Source organism: Streptomyces mangrovisoli (assembly GCF_000974985.2).
GTDB lineage: Bacteria > Actinomycetota > Actinomycetes > Streptomycetales > Streptomycetaceae > Streptomyces > Streptomyces mangrovisoli.
Window position 1 is genome coordinate 121,186 of sequence record NZ_LAVA02000016.1, and the last position, 12,692, is coordinate 133,877.

13 protein-coding genes are annotated in these 12,692 nt (G+C 71.7%); 5 read left to right on the top strand and 8 right to left on the bottom strand.

Annotation, left to right across the window (positions count from 1 at the left end):
* Nucleotides 1-270: 270 nt before the first annotated feature.
* Nucleotides 271-804, bottom strand: a complete 534-nt coding sequence (locus WN71_RS08265) for a hypothetical protein (protein ID WP_046584273.1) — start codon at nucleotides 802-804, stop codon at nucleotides 271-273.
* An 882-nt stretch (nucleotides 805-1,686) separates the two neighbouring features.
* On the opposite strand from WN71_RS08265, the gene WN71_RS08275 reads away from it, so the two are divergent.
* The 3 genes from WN71_RS08275 (at nucleotide 1,687) to WN71_RS08285 (ending at nucleotide 4,835) form a co-directional block, all read left to right on the top strand.
* On the top strand, nucleotides 1,687-2,517 hold the full coding sequence (locus tag WN71_RS08275) for a hypothetical protein (RefSeq protein WP_046584271.1): 831 nt from the start codon (nucleotides 1,687-1,689) through the stop codon (nucleotides 2,515-2,517).
* A 55-nt stretch (nucleotides 2,518-2,572) separates the two neighbouring features.
* On the top strand, nucleotides 2,573-3,517 hold the full coding sequence (locus tag WN71_RS08280; protein WP_046584270.1) for an RNA polymerase sigma-70 factor: 945 nt from the start codon (nucleotides 2,573-2,575) through the stop codon (nucleotides 3,515-3,517).
* 121 nt (nucleotides 3,518-3,638) lie between these two features.
* Entirely contained in the window at nucleotides 3,639-4,835 is a 1,197-nt protein-coding gene (locus WN71_RS08285; RefSeq protein ID WP_046584269.1) for an NAD(P)/FAD-dependent oxidoreductase, read from the top strand.
* Nucleotides 4,836-5,168: 333 nt separating this feature from the next.
* Here the strand turns inward: WN71_RS08285 and WN71_RS08290 are convergent, their stop codons facing one another.
* Nucleotides 5,169-5,831, bottom strand: a complete 663-nt coding sequence (locus tag WN71_RS08290) for a TetR/AcrR family transcriptional regulator (RefSeq protein ID WP_046584268.1) — start codon at nucleotides 5,829-5,831, stop codon at nucleotides 5,169-5,171.
* A gap of 132 nt (nucleotides 5,832-5,963) precedes the next feature.
* Between WN71_RS08290 and WN71_RS08295 the strand changes: the two genes are divergently transcribed.
* Nucleotides 5,964-6,251 (top strand): putative quinol monooxygenase, encoded by a 288-nt coding sequence (locus WN71_RS08295; protein ID WP_052742977.1) that lies wholly within the window; start codon nucleotides 5,964-5,966, stop codon nucleotides 6,249-6,251.
* A 130-nt stretch (nucleotides 6,252-6,381) separates the two neighbouring features.
* Nucleotides 6,382-7,590, top strand: coding sequence for an FAD-dependent oxidoreductase (locus WN71_RS08300; RefSeq protein WP_046584267.1), 1,209 nt, complete (start codon nucleotides 6,382-6,384; stop codon nucleotides 7,588-7,590).
* A 93-nt stretch (nucleotides 7,591-7,683) separates the two neighbouring features.
* On the opposite strand, the gene WN71_RS08305 is transcribed toward WN71_RS08300, so the two are convergent.
* From WN71_RS08305 to WN71_RS08330, 6 genes are all read right to left on the bottom strand, one after another.
* Nucleotides 7,684-8,160, bottom strand: a complete 477-nt coding sequence (locus WN71_RS08305; RefSeq protein WP_079177736.1) for a macro domain-containing protein — start codon at nucleotides 8,158-8,160, stop codon at nucleotides 7,684-7,686.
* Nucleotides 8,161-8,359: 199 nt separating this feature from the next.
* Nucleotides 8,360-8,992, bottom strand: a complete 633-nt coding sequence (locus tag WN71_RS08310; RefSeq protein WP_046584265.1) for a restriction endonuclease — start codon at nucleotides 8,990-8,992, stop codon at nucleotides 8,360-8,362.
* Between the two features lie 484 nt (nucleotides 8,993-9,476).
* On the bottom strand, nucleotides 9,477-10,127 hold the full coding sequence (locus tag WN71_RS08315; protein WP_046584264.1) for a CoA transferase subunit B: 651 nt from the start codon (nucleotides 10,125-10,127) through the stop codon (nucleotides 9,477-9,479).
* A complete protein-coding gene (locus WN71_RS08320; RefSeq protein ID WP_046584263.1) occupies nucleotides 10,127-10,882 on the bottom strand; it encodes a CoA transferase subunit A in 756 nt (251 codons plus the stop codon). The genes WN71_RS08315 and WN71_RS08320 overlap by 1 nt, the downstream gene beginning before the upstream one ends.
* An 81-nt stretch (nucleotides 10,883-10,963) precedes the next feature.
* Entirely contained in the window at nucleotides 10,964-11,716 is a 753-nt protein-coding gene (locus WN71_RS08325) for an SDR family NAD(P)-dependent oxidoreductase (RefSeq protein WP_046582121.1), read from the bottom strand.
* The gene (locus tag WN71_RS08330; RefSeq protein WP_046582119.1) at nucleotides 11,713-12,684 is read right to left on the bottom strand and encodes a fumarylacetoacetate hydrolase family protein; all 972 of its coding nucleotides are present in this window, start codon (nucleotides 12,682-12,684) and stop codon (nucleotides 11,713-11,715) included. The genes WN71_RS08325 and WN71_RS08330 overlap by 4 nt, the downstream gene beginning before the upstream one ends.
* Between the last annotated feature and the right edge of the window lie 8 nt (nucleotides 12,685-12,692).

A 12,692-nucleotide genomic window follows, 5' to 3' on the forward strand; every position in this document is an offset into this window, starting at 1 on the left:
TCGTGCACGGTCGGAGTGAGAGTTCCCGCTTTCCGCCGGATTTCGACGCGCAGCCGAGTTCCCCCGACGAGCCGTCGGAGAGCTGAACACGCGGCAGATCGGGGTCCGGCTCGACGCGCTCGGCGGGCCGGACACCCTGACCCTGTGCCCCTTCGCCCTGGTCCTCGCCGGGCTCCTGGTCAGGCCGCGCTGTCGTCGGCCGGGGGCGCCGGGGGTGCCGGCCTGGCTGTCGGGCGGGTGCGGCGGGTCAGGGTGGTGTGGGTGGGTGCGTCAGTCCGTGGGGTTGTTGGGGATGGCGCGGAGCCAGACCTTGCCGTCGTAGGACGTCTGGATGGTGCACCGGGCGGTGACGGATCCGCCTTGGGGGGTGGACGGGATGATGGCGGTACACGTGGCGGCGACGTCGGTGTGGTTGGAGTCCTTGTAGAGGGTGAAAGTGGCGGTTGCTCCACCGGTCTCCGTGCCGTTGTTGGTGAACACGCGCGAGACCGGGCACCCGCCGTCGCTGCTGGTACGGCAGTCTCCGTCGAACTGAGGGGTTCCCTCCGCATTGAAGTGGGTGGTGCCGCAGTACGGGTCGGAGGAGCAGGTGGCCGTCGTCGCCGGTGCCGGCGAGAAGAGGGGGGTCGTCGAGAAGGCGGACGTCGGCTGCGGGGTGCCGGCGGTGTGGCTGGAGCCTTTGGCCCAGTCCTCGAGCTGGGAGACGTTGTGGATGCCCAAGAAGGCGGCGACGGCCAGCGCGGTGCCGATGGCCCCTATCAGCCACTTCCCGTCGCCGTCGTTGCCCGTCGGCCCGTCGGCCATGTTCTGCTCCTCTTCTGTTCTTCTGTGCCGGATTCGGGTCAGGCTCCTGGGCTGTCGGTCCCGGACAGGCCGCGACTGCCCTCGGGGCAGGCGGTCGGACGCCTGCTGTACCTGCCTTGGGCGGCGCGTGGGGCAGGGCAGGCCGCGCGTCGGCCGGGGGTCGCCCTATCAGCAGGCAGGGTGGAGCCACGGAATGGGCTCCGGGGTCTCAGTCTCCGACCGGCGCCGTCACGTTCGGGGCGCTTCTGTGAGGCGGCAGCGGCCGTCGGGTGACGGTTCGGGCATGACTGTTCCACCGTGCAAGTGCCTGCCTCCGCGTTTCGGGGTCCGACAGCCGGCGTGCTTGTGGAGCATAACTGTTTCCCACACCCAGAGGAACGTGTATGTCTGTTAGAGGTGTGGGGTTGTGCGGATGGGTGGGGCGGGGTGTTCAGGGTCGGGGGGCGAGAGGGACGGCCTCCCGCAGGCGGTGCACCTGAGGGTTCAACTCGCAGACGGTGGACTTGAGTTGAGTGGGGTCGTCGTCGGCGACCGTGGAGCTGGCCAAGGAGGTGGTGGCGAGGAGGGTGCGGGGCAAGCGCTGGCCAGTCGCTCGACCCGCTGCGGCCCGCACTCCACTGCGCCGGCCTCGGCGCTGGCTCCTTCCGCGGCGGCCGGCCGGTCGAGGACCTGGGTCGGCAGCTGTTCCCGGCGACCTGGTAGGCGGCGGCGAAGCAGAGGGCGGCGGTCCCGGGCCTTCGGGCCGGACATCGCGTGCGGAGCGCGAACGCCGCACACGCCTCCACACCCAGCAGATCCCTGACGCTGTGTCAGGGGTGGGTCGGGGGCGGCTCCGGGATGTCACCGATGTGACGCAGGAGCTCCCGGCGGCACGCTGGATCCATGCCACAGACCTTCACAGATCACCGCCGCTCCAGCTCGGCCAGGCGTGCCGCCGTCGGTGCCCTCGGCGTCGCCGCGTTCGCGTTGGCGGCCCTGTCCGCGCCGACCCCGGCGTACGCCGAGTCCGCCTCACCGCCGGCTCCCACCGAGAGCGGTGGACCGACGGCCGCGTCCACGGCGCAGGGCCCCGCCGACTTCGGCGACTGCCCGTCCCTGCCCGCGGGCGTGGACCCGGCGAAGTGGCGCTGCGAGGTGCACACGGCCGCCCCCGAGGTGACCCTGGGGAACGTCACCATGACGCTGGCCCCGATCACCATGACGCATGCCGAGGGCCCGCTCCCCGACGGCAGTGCCGGGCAGGTCTGGGGTGCGATGCACAGCACGCCCACGCCCGTACCCGGAGGACTGGACGGGACCAGGGCCTCCGGCCGGGGAGAGCGAGCCGGGCACCGCCCGGAGAAGCTGTTCATCACGGCGGAGTACGGCGGTAGTTCCGACTTCTACACGGGGCGGCTGAGTCTGCGCTTCAAGCTGACGAACCCCCTGCTGTCGCGGCGGTGCGCCATCGGCGGCGAGACCCCCGTGGACTTCCAGCTCAAGCGGTCCGGGCCGTCGGAGTGGATATCCCAGGACCCGCCGATCATCAAGTTCTCCGCGTACGACGACACGTTCACCGCCCCGGGGGTCAGCCACTGCGGTCCGCTCACCGGCCTGCTCGACCGACGGCTCGGCCTGCCCGCGTCCGATGGCAACTTGCTGTCGTACGACGCGACCTACACCTTCGTGACCTACGACAAGCTGCCGGGAAGCCAGACCCTTTCCCGGTCGTGAGGGCGTCTGCCGCCTCGCCCGCGGTATCGGCGCACCGGGCGTCTACGATCGTCGCATGGCCTCGATCATGAGTGACGTCGACCGGTTCGAGACCGCCAGGCCCCGGCTGGAAGCGATCGCCTACCGGTTGCTCGGCTCGGCGGCCGAGGCGGAGGATGCGGTGCAGGAGACGTACCTGCGCTGGCAGGCGGCCGACATCGGGCGGATCGAGGTCCCCGAGGCGTGGCTGACCAGAGTCCTGACCAACTACTGCCTCAATCAGCTGACTTCGGCCCGCGCGCGACGCGAGACGTACGTGGGGCAGTGGCTGCCGGAACCGCTGCTCGCCGGGGACGCGATGCTCGGCCCGGCCGACACCGCCGAACAGCGCGAGTCGGTGTCCTACGCCGTCCTGGTCCTGCTGGAACGGCTGTCGCCCAAGGAGCGGGCGGTGTACGTCCTGCGGGAGGCGTTCGACTACCCCCACCGGGAGATCGCCGAGATCCTGGACATCACCGAGGCGGCCGGCCAGCAGCTCTACCACCGGGCCAAGAAGCACGTCGCGGAGGGCGGGGCGCGCACCGAGGTGGACGAAGCCGCCGCGCGACGGGTCGTCGAGGAGTTCCTGGAGGCCGCGACCAGCGGGCGCACGGAACCCCTGGTGCGCCTGCTCACCCAGGACGCCGTGGCCATCGGTGACGGCGGCGGCAAGGTCCCGGCCCGTGCCAAGGCGTTCGAGGGCGCGAAGGCGGTCGCCACGTTCCTGCGCGGGCTGTTCAAGCCCAGTCCGGCCAAGCGGGCGTACATCGGCGGCGTTCCCGGGATGTACGCCGCCATCGCCAACGGCGGACCCGCGATCGTCGCGGTCGTGGACGGTCGCGTCGCCGCCATCACCTGCCTGGAGGTCACCCCGGAGGGGATCACGGCGGTCCGCAGCCAGGTCAACCCGGACAAGCTCGTCCGCGCGACGCGGCAGTGGGCCGCCGCGGAGCACGCGGAAGGGCCGATCTGCACCCTCTGACACCTACGCGCGGGATGTGACGCAGGACACATCCGGATCCTGTCAGGAATCGTCGGGCTGCCCGGTTCAAGAGGCACACCACGCCGGACCACGGCGGACCGTTCCAGACAGGAGCACGGACATGCAGCACCGCATCGTCGTCCTCGGAGCCGGCTACACGGGAGCCGTCGCCGCCGGCCGCCTCGCCAAGCGACTGCACCGCGCGGACGTCGCCATCACGCTCGTCAACCCCGAGCCGGACTTCGTCGAGCGTGTCCGGATGCACCAGCTCGCCACCGGGCAGGACCTCAAGGCCCGGCCCTTCGACGAGATGTTCGCGGGCACCGGCGTGGAACTGGTGCTCGCCACGGTCACCGCCGTCGACGCCGACCGCGGGACGGTCTCCGTCACCGGCGCCGACGGGCCCGCCGAGCTGCCCTACGACACCCTGGTCTACGCCCTCGGCAGTCGCTGGAACCACGGGGACGTCCCGGGCGTCGCCCAATTTGCCGACGAACTGGCGAGCAGGCCGGGTGCCCGCCGCCTCCGCGACCGCCTGGCCGCACTGGACGCGGGCGCCCCGGTACTCGTCGTGGGCGGCGGACTGACCGGCGTGGAGGCCGCGACCGAGATCGCCGAGGCCCGCCCGGACCTCGACGTCCGCCTGGCCGTCCGCGGCGCCCTCGGCGACTGGCTCTCGCCCAAGGGCCGCGCCCACCTGTGCAAGGTGACCGACGGACTCGGCATCGACGTACAGGAGGAGGCGGCCGTCACCGCCGTCGCGGTGGACGGCGCGACGGCCGCCGACGGCCGCACCCTCCCCGCCGCGGTCACCGTGTGGACCACGGGTTTCGCCGTCCACCCGATCGCCGGCGCCACCACCCTGAAGACCAGCGAGACCGGTCGGATCCTGGTCGACTCCACCATGCGCTCGGTCTCGCATCCCGACGTGTACGCCATCGGCGACGCGGCGTTGGCCGTCGGCCCCCAGGACAAGCCCCTGCGCATGTCCTGCGCGTCGGGAGTGCCCATGGCCTGGCAGGCCGCCGATGCCATCGCCGCCCGGCTCACCGGCACCAAGGTGCCCCAGGTCTCCATCCGGTACTACCAGCAGTGCGTCTCCCTGGGCCGCAAGGAGGGCCTGATCCAGTTCGTCACCGCCGACGACCAAGCCGTCGACCGTGTCCTGACGGGCCGTTCGGCCGCCGTGTACAAGGAACTGATCTGCAAGGGCGCGGCGTGGGGCGTCGCCAACCCGACGGTGGGCCTGCCGACCCGGCGGCGGCGCGTGGTGCGAGCGGACGCCCCGCGACCCGCCCGGACGGAGGCGAGGGCCTGACACTGCCCCGTCCACACGCAGGCCGGAGCCCGACCGCGACCCGCCGGCGCCGAGGGCCGTCCCGCCATGGGGGCGGCCGTCCGGCCGTGCGGGCGCCGGGCCGCGTCCGTGCCCGGTGCGAAGGTCGCGGCGATGTGCCCGGCCGGTGGTCAAGTCCGGACCGCACTGGTGGCGGCCGTACGGCTGCCCCCGACACGCCGCGGTGCGGCGCCGGACGCGGCCTCCGCCCCCGAGAGCCCGTCACGAGTCCGGATCGGGTGACGGGTCCGGATCGAGTGAGCCGTCGGCCGCAGGGGTGGTCGGCGCGCGACCGTCGTAGGCGCGTTCCGGCGGTCAGCCGGTGGGATCGGCGCAGAGCAGGCTGCGCCGGGCCGTCAGGGCCAGCTGCGCGGTGAAGACCTCGTGGTCCACGGCCGGCATGGCGAAGCCGGCGCCGTGCGAGGTGCGCATCGCGCACGCCGAGAACACGGTGCCGAAGCAGTGCCATGCGGCCTGGTCCGGGTCCGGATGTGCGAAGCTCGCCCGCTCGCGGAGCAGGAGTGCCGTGAAGGCGTCGCCGAGAGCGCGGACATGTGCGCTGCCTCGCCGAGCCACCTCCGGGTGGACGCCGGAGAGGAGCATCACCGGCTTGAGGAAGGCGGCGTGGCGGCGGAAGACGGCGGAGAGTTCGGCGACCGCCGCCGTGATCAGCTCGCTCGGGGCCAGGTCCTGCCATGCGCCCGGATCGGCGAAGACGCGCTGGTCCTCGGCGATGCGCGCGATGCCGTGCTCGTAGACGGCGAGGAACAGCGCGTCCTTGTTGGTCGTGCGGTCGTAGAGGGCGCGGGGCGCGACCTGGGCCCGGTCGCACAGCGCGGCGATGGTGAACGCCTCGTAGCCGCCTTCCTCGACCAGGGCGACGCCGGCGTCCAGGATGCGCATCCACGCCTGCCGGGTGCGCTCCTGGCGGGGCTCACGGATGGCGAAGTCGTCGCTGCGCGCTGCTGAGGTGGCCATGACCCCATTGTCGGCCCGCGCGGACCGCCCTCCGAATCCGGGGCACGATGTCGGCTCCCGCCTGTTGACAGCAGACACCCTCACCCGGTTCTAATAACCGTAGCGCACGCTACGGTTATGTTGGGGGTATCGATGCTGATCGTTCTGACCCGCGCCCGTGCGGTCACGGGATCCCGCGACCGACTGGTCACCGCGGCCGTGGAGATGGCGCGGGACACCCGAGGCGCCCCCGGCTGTGTGAGCTACACATTCGCCGCCGACCTGGAGGACCCCGACGTCATCGTGTGCACCGAGGTCTGGGCCGACCGCGCCGCCCTGGACGCCCACCTGGCACACCCCCGCACCAGCACCTTCCTGACACGCGTCGACGGTCTGACCGAGGCCGTACCGGAAGCGACGCTGCACACCACCACCGGCTGAGCCCGCCACCGGCGCACCGCACGCGGCCGGATCCCCGATCCGGCCACCGCCGCGGTGCCCGGCCGTGCTCTCCCGCGGTCGCCCACCGGCGCCGCGCCACAGCCCCGCAACGAGAGGTCATCGCACCGACATGAACAACCCGATAGTCATCGCCGGAAGCGGTCCGGCCGGTATGGCGACCGCCCTGGCCCTGCGCGTCGCAGGCCACGACGTGCACATCTACGAACGCGCGCAGGACAGCACGCCTCAGGGTGGGGGCATCAACCTGTGGGCACCTGCCGTCAAGGCCCTGCAGAGCATGGGCGTCGACACCACTGACCTCGCTTCCCCGTGCCCCGTCACGTTCCGCAACTCCGAGGATCGCCTCCGGGTCGACGTCAGGTTCGACCCCGCGCAGATCGCCGAGTTCGGCGGCTACATCTGGGGCGTGCTGCGCCCCGACCTGTACAAGCTCATGCGAGACACGCTGCCCGCGGACCAGGTGACCGCAGGCAAGGCCGTCGAGTCCTTCGCAGACCGCGGCGACCACGTCGAGGTGACACTCGGCGACGGCACCACGGTGCAGACCCCGCTCCTCGTCGGGGCCGACGGGATCCATTCGCGCATACGGCGCCAGCTCGTGCCCGGCACCGAGGTGCGCGCGCACCGGCTGGTCGTCTTCATGGGCTACACCTTCGACATCCCCGATGGACTCGACCCCGCGCAGTTCGTCATCCGCCACTCCGCGACCGTCCAGGGAAGCTGGGCCGGAATCCGTGGCGGGGGCCGCCAAGGCATCGGGTGGTACTTCGTGCAGGCGTGGGACCCCGACGCCGCCGTCCCCGACGGGGTCGCGCTGAAGGAACACTGTCTCGCGCTGGCCCGGGAGTTCCCGGACGACCTGCGGCGCATCATCGAGGCCAGCACGCCGGAGATGACCGTGTGGCCGGTGCGTGACCTCGGGACGCCCCCGCAACGGTGGTCCGAGGGCCGGGTGGTCCTGGCCGGTGACGCGGCCCACGCGACGAGCCCGTACGCCGCCTACGGCGCCGGCATGTCGATCGTCGACGGATACTTCCTCGGACAGTCCCTCGCCGGGGTCGACCTGGCCGATCTGGGCGCCGTACGCGCCGCGGTGTCGAAGTACGAGACCCACCGGGTCGAACACACCACGTTCCAGGTGAAGCAGGCCTACGCGCTCGGCAAGCTCTTCCACCACGCGCCTCCCGGTGCCCGCCAGCTCCGCGACCTGATACTCGATCACACGCCGCTGCTGCAGAAGCAGGTGGGCGAACGCAGCCCCGGCCAGATCGCCGACCAGCTCGCCGAGATGGGGAGGGGCATTCTGCAACCCGCCTGACCGGCCTGACCTGCTGTCCAGATCCATCGCCGGATCCGCCGTATGCCTCGTCCTGCCGTCGTCCGCGGCGGCGGACAGGTGGAAGGGTCGGCCTCAAGCGTGGGCGTAGATCGTGACGGCGATCCCGCGGGCACTCAGGGTCTTGATGATGATCGGTTCGATGCGTTGCCACGTCCCGCCGGCCAGACCGCAGCCGATCCGGGGCATGTGAACAGAGGCGTTGTCGAGGAGGGCGCGTTCCGCGACGGTCCGCAGGCAGTGTCCGACGGCGTCGTATCGGATGGGTGGACCGCCGCTGCCGACCTTCGTCCCGCGCTGCGCGACCATGTTCGCGACCAGGATGTCGGATCGGACGCGAACCATCTGCACTGCTCCGAGGGCGAAGTCGTTGCCTGCGCGCTCACGGTGCCAGCGGCGGTACTCGCGTTCCGGTTCGGGCCAGTGCCGTGAGACGGCCAGAACGAAACCCTTGCCCCATCCGCCGAGGTCGTTGCAGACATGGGCGATGATCTTCGGGCCCTTTGCCTGAGGGTTGGTCGCGTCGCCCGCGATGATCTTGAGGGGTTTCACGGAAGCCATGGTCGCCGGGTCCGGGACGAGAGGCCAACGCTTTTCCCTTCGTGTCGACCGCTTCCGAGCTGTTCGGCGTTGCCTGGCGAAGGCCACGGCGCCTGCCGGTGGCGTCGTCGCTGCGGATGTCGTGGAGGGCCGGTCTTGTGAAGGAGGGGAACCCGGCAGCTGCGCCGGATTCCCCTCGACGGAGCGGTGATCAGCTCGACGGGGCCGCGCGACGCGGGGGCGGAACGGCCTTGAGCAGCTCCCACAACGGGCGGGAGCTGGAGGCCCACACCCCCAGCATCTCCCGGTCCACCACGTGCAGGCGCTGTTGCCGGGCGAACGTCACGGCGCCCGCGGTGACCCGGCCGTTCGTCACGATCACCGCCACGTCCGCCCCGTGCACCTGCCGGGCCGTCCCGTTGAGGACCTGGAGCTCGGGGGTGCCCACCGCCGAGCCCCGCGCCCCGTTGCGACGGTGCTTGCACTGGATCACCCAGCGCCGTCCGAACGGGTCCGTGGCCTTCACGTCGGCCCCCATGTCCCCGGCGCCGCCGACCCGCACCGCATTGCGGCAGCCGTCACGGTGCATCAGGTCCCGTATCGCGTCCTCGAACCGCGAGTGATGCAGCGCGTCCAACTGCCCCAGCCCGAACCGCAGACCGTGTGCCCGCACCGCCTCCCACCGTGCTCGCTGCAGCCGCTGGTGGATCCAGCCGGCGCCCGCCAGCGCAGCCGCCGCCAGGACGACGACGAGCACCCACCAGTGCGCCGTCAGCCAGTTGACCACCGCGATCACCAGAGCGATGGCCACCGCCCCGACCGCGACCAGGGCGAACAGCTCCATGTCCTGCTGCTGTCGGCGCCGGGCCGGCCGCCGGGTGGTGCGCCGCCGCCCGGGCGGCCGCCGCCCGGTCACCGCTGCCCCTTCAGAGAGGGGAACCGGATCGGGTACGACACCGTCGGCTGCGGCCTCACCCACACCGCCGGAGTGTCGTCGACGCGAACCGGTGTCCGGTCGGCGTGTACGTGGTCCCGTACCCAAGGCATGAAAGCCTCCCCCTCGAAGCCAGATCCCCGCGCAACCGCCCATGCTGGCAGCCGCCACTGACAACGGGCCGCGAACGGCCCCTGAAATAAGGAGACTTGAACACAGGCCCCGGGTGTGGATCAGGACAGGCAAGGCTCCGCCCCACACCCCGGCCCTGTCTCGGAGGGGGCGGGACAGGCGTGCGATCTTGCGGGGCGTGGGCAACAGGCGGGGACGGATCGGCCGGTACCTCGACCGGGCCGCGCCCGGCCGCAGGCGGACGTTGTCGCAGCTCGCCCGGTCAGCAGGCGGACGTGGTGTGGTCCATCCGGATACGGGCCTGCGTGGCGGCTGTGAGCTCCTCGACCGTCACGCCGGGCGCCGTCTCGACGAGAGCGAGGCCGGTGGGGGTGACGTCGAGGACGGCCAGGTCGGTGATGATCCGGTGCACGCAGGCTGCGCCGGTCAGCGGGAGGGTGCACTCGTCGAGGATCTTGGGGCTGCCGTCCTTGGCCGTGTGGTCCATGAGGACGATGACGCGGCCGGCGCCGTGCACCAGGTCCATGGCGCCACCCATGCCCTTGACCGTCTTCCCGGGGATCATCCAGTTGGCGAGATCACCGCGGGCCGAGACCTGCATGGCGCCGAGGATGGCGGTGTCGATGTGACCGCCGCGGATCATCCCGAAGGAGAGCGCCGAGTCGAAGAAGGAAGCGCCGGGCAGGACGGTCACGGTCTCCTTGCCCGCGTTGATCAGGTCGGGGTCGACCTGGTCCTCGGTGGGGTAGGGGCCAGTGCCGAGGATGCCGTTCTCGGAGTGCAGTACGACCTGGACGTCCGGCGGCAGATGCTCGGGTATCAGGGTGGGCAGGCCGATGCCGAGGTTGACGTAGGAGCCGTCGGTGAGTTCGGCGGCGGCGCGGGCGGCCATCTGGCCACGGGTCCAGGCCATCAGAGTCGTACCGTCCTCTTCTCGATGTGCTTGTCGGCGGCTTCCCCAGGAGTGAGCGCGACGACGCGCTGCACGTAGATGCCGGGCAGGTGGACGGCGTCCGGGGCCAGTTCGCCGGGTTCGAGGAGTTCCTCGACCTCGGCGATCGTGACCCGGCCGGCCATGGCCGCGAGCGGGTTGAAGTTGGCCGCGGCGTGCCGGAAGACGAGGTTGCCGTGCGTGTCGCCGCGCCAGGCCCGTACGAGGGCGAAGTCGGTGACGATGCTCTCCTCCAGGACGTAGGAGGTGCCGGAGAAGTCGCGGGTTTCCTTGCGAGGAGAGGTCACCATCGGCGTGCCGTCCGGTGCGTAGCGCCAGGGCAGGCCGCCGTCGGCGATCTGAGTGCCGATGCCGGCCGGCGTGTAGAAGGCGGGGATTCCCGCGCCGCCCGCGCGCAGGCGTTCGGCGAGGGTGCCCTGCGGGACGAGTTCGACCTCCAGTTCGCCGGACAGGTACTGGCGGGCGAACTCCTTGTTCTCGCCCACGTAGCTGCCGGTGACGCGGGCGATCCGGCCTGCTGCCAGCAGGACGCCCAGTCCCCGGTCGTCCACACCGCAGTTGTTCGACACGACCTTCAACTCGCCGGTGCCCTGGGCGTGCAGGGCGCGGATCAGCACCTCGGGCACGCCGCTGAGGCCGAAGCCGCCGACGGCGAGTGATGCTCCGTGCGGGATGTCGGCCACGGCTTCCGCCGCGCTCGCGCGGACCTTGTTCATTCGGGGGAGTCCTAATCAGTTCTGGGTGTCGGCCGGTGCGGGTGCGGGTCGGGGGGGCGGGTGCCGTGGGGCCGACGTGCCTCACGGCGCCTCCTCGCGCAGAGCGTCGGAGACGGACTTGACGCCCCCGTGGGCTGTCAGGCCGCCGTCGACGGGGATGTCGGTCCCGGTGAGGAACGACGAGTCGCCGGACAGGAGGAAGACGATCAGCGGGGTGATGTCGTCGACGGTGCCGGTGCGGCCCAGCGGTGTCTCGCGGATGTTCGCCGTACGGAAGGCGGGCGGTGCGGAGGCGGTCATCTCCGTCTCGATGAACCCGGGGTGGACGGTGTTGACGCGGATGCCGCGCGGGCCGAGTTCGAGCGCCGCCGCCTTCGACAGGCCGCGCAGGCCCCACTTGCTGGCGGTGTAGGCGACGGGGTAGTGCGCGGTGAGGGCGGCGGAGGAGCCGACGTTGACGATGGAGCCGCCGGGCGGCATCAGCGGGGCGAGGTGCTGGATGCCGAGCAGGGCTCCGGTGACGTTGACGGCGTGCACGCGTGCCATGTCCTGCGGGCGGATCTCGCCGAGCCGGGCCCGCCAGGTGATGCCCGCGTTGTTCACGAGGCCGTGCACCTGGCCGTACGACGTGCGCAGTTCGGCGGCCAGGGCGGCCCATTCCTCGTCGCTCGTGACGTCGAGACGTCGGCAGCCGGCGCCGGGTTCGACGTCGGTGGCGATGACACGGGCACCCTCGCGGGTGAGGGCCTCGGCCTCGGCGGCGCCTTGGCCGCGGGCCGCGCCCGTGATGACGACGACCTTGCCCAGCAGCTTCTCGGGCTGCAGATCGTTCACGGCCGTTCCCGGGGGCGGCGGCGTGCCGCGGGCAGCGGCAACGGATCGGGGCCGGGGACGACGGTGTTGGAGACGGTGCCGATGCCTTCGACGGTGAGGGTGACGGTGTCGCCGGGCTTCAGCGGCGGTGGGGTCTGTTCGCCGCGTACGCCCCACAGTTCGGCGAGGCAGCCGCCGTTGCCGCAGGTGCCCGAGCCCAGGACGTCGCCGGGACGCACCCAGGTGCCGCGGGACGCGTAGGCGACCATCTCCTCGAAGGTCCAGCTCATGTTGGAGAGCAGGTCGGTGCCGACGGTCTCGCCGTTGATCTCGGCCGTCAGCGCGAGCCGCAGGAAGCCCTCTTCGTCGCGGTAGGGCTCCAGTTCGTCGGCCGTGACGAGGTACGGGCCCAGGGTGGTGGCGGTGTCCTTGCCCTTGCACGGGCCGAGACCGACCTTCATCTCCGCGGACTGCAGGTCGCGGGCGGACCAGTCGTTGAAGACCGTGTAGCCGATGATGTGGTCGTGGGCCTGTTCGGGGGTGAGGTCGCGGCCCGCCCGTCCGATGACGGCGGCGACCTCCAGTTCGAAGTCGAGGGCGGCGGATCCGGGCGGCACGGGGACGTCCTCGTGGGCGCCCAGGATTGCGTGCGGGTTGGTGAAGTAGAAGGTCGGGGCGGCGTACCACTGCTCGGGGACGCCCGAGGTGCCGTCGACGGCGCGGCGCACTCCCTCGACGTGTTCCTCGAAGGCGACGAAGTCCCGTACGGACAAGGGTTGCAGCGGTGGCAGCAGGCGGACCTCGCTCACGTGGGGGCCGGGAGGCACGTCGAGGGTGGTGGCACCGAGGTCGAGGAGGGCGGCCAGTCCCTGGCCGGCTGCGATGAGCTCGGTCAGTGAGCGGGCGCCGGGGACCGGGTACAGCACGCCGGCGTCGTCGACGACCGCGACGCCGGTGCGGTGGTGGTGTTCGTAGGCGGCGAAGCGCACGGGGGACT

What these genes read in the sequence shown, in the direction of transcription:
- WN71_RS08285 (WP_046584269.1), top strand. Translation starts at nt 3,639, where the DNA reads ATGCAGCACCGCATCGTCGTCCTCGGAGCCGGCTACACGGGAGCCGTC.
- WN71_RS08265 (WP_046584273.1), bottom strand. Translation starts at nt 804, where the DNA reads ATGGCCGACGGGCCGACGGGCAACGACGGCGACGGGAAGTGGCTGATA.
- WN71_RS08310 (WP_046584265.1), bottom strand. Translation starts at nt 8,992, where the DNA reads ATGGAGCTGTTCGCCCTGGTCGCGGTCGGGGCGGTGGCCATCGCTCTG.
- WN71_RS08280 (WP_046584270.1), top strand. Translation starts at nt 2,573, where the DNA reads ATGGCCTCGATCATGAGTGACGTCGACCGGTTCGAGACCGCCAGGCCC.
- WN71_RS08295 (WP_052742977.1), top strand. Translation starts at nt 5,964, where the DNA reads ATGCTGATCGTTCTGACCCGCGCCCGTGCGGTCACGGGATCCCGCGAC.
- WN71_RS08315 (WP_046584264.1), bottom strand. Translation starts at nt 10,127, where the DNA reads ATGGCCTGGACCCGTGGCCAGATGGCCGCCCGCGCCGCCGCCGAACTC.
- WN71_RS08320 (WP_046584263.1), bottom strand. Translation starts at nt 10,882, where the DNA reads ATGAACAAGGTCCGCGCGAGCGCGGCGGAAGCCGTGGCCGACATCCCG.
- WN71_RS08300 (WP_046584267.1), top strand. Translation starts at nt 6,382, where the DNA reads ATGAACAACCCGATAGTCATCGCCGGAAGCGGTCCGGCCGGTATGGCG.
- WN71_RS08290 (WP_046584268.1), bottom strand. Translation starts at nt 5,831, where the DNA reads ATGGCCACCTCAGCAGCGCGCAGCGACGACTTCGCCATCCGTGAGCCC.
- WN71_RS08275 (WP_046584271.1), top strand. Translation starts at nt 1,687, where the DNA reads ATGCCACAGACCTTCACAGATCACCGCCGCTCCAGCTCGGCCAGGCGT.